Annotated in this window: 1 protein-coding gene; it reads right to left on the bottom strand. The window is 62.6% G+C overall.

The window, feature by feature from the left end; genetic code table 11:
• On the bottom strand, positions 1-490 hold a 490-nt coding region (locus V5F77_RS29110; RefSeq protein WP_429008517.1), incomplete at its 3' end, for an IS110 family transposase.
• Between the last annotated feature and the right edge of the window lie 5 nt (positions 491-495).

Below are 495 nucleotides of genomic sequence, written 5' to 3'. Positions count from 1 at the left end.
TCCGATTGGTCAACATGATGCGCTCGCGGATGAGCTCCTCGCGTTCTCTCGATGGTCGACGCGCGTCCTCTTCGGCCTCCTCCGGAATCGCCACCATCGAGCAAACGCGCGGCTCGCCTCGTAGCCACGCAAGTAGCGTCCGAAGCAGAAGATCGGCGTCGATCTTGTCCGATTTTGCTCTCCGCTTGCGCCGTTCAACGGGAACGCTCGACGGTTGGATGACATGGACCTCGACGCCCCGCGCCATCAGCCAGCGCGCCAGCCAGAAGCCGCCATACCCAGCCTCATAAACCACGATCACGCGATCGATAGCTTTTCCGAACGCTGCGGCGCGGCGACGGTAGCCCTCGATCGAAGTCGCCAGTGCTTCGGCCATCGGGTCGATCGTCTGCTTGGCCTTGACATGCCCAAGTCCCGGCACGTGCGCGGCCACCACCCAGCTCTTGTTGCTGGTTTCCACAGCCATGATGAGCGTGGCGTCATAATCCACGGCGA

This window comes from Roseixanthobacter psychrophilus, assembly GCF_043195195.1.
Classification (GTDB): Bacteria; Pseudomonadota; Alphaproteobacteria; order Rhizobiales; family Xanthobacteraceae; genus NCEH01.
The sequence above is the reverse complement of the archived record's forward strand: the minus strand, read 5'-3'. Positions and strand labels throughout refer to the sequence as shown.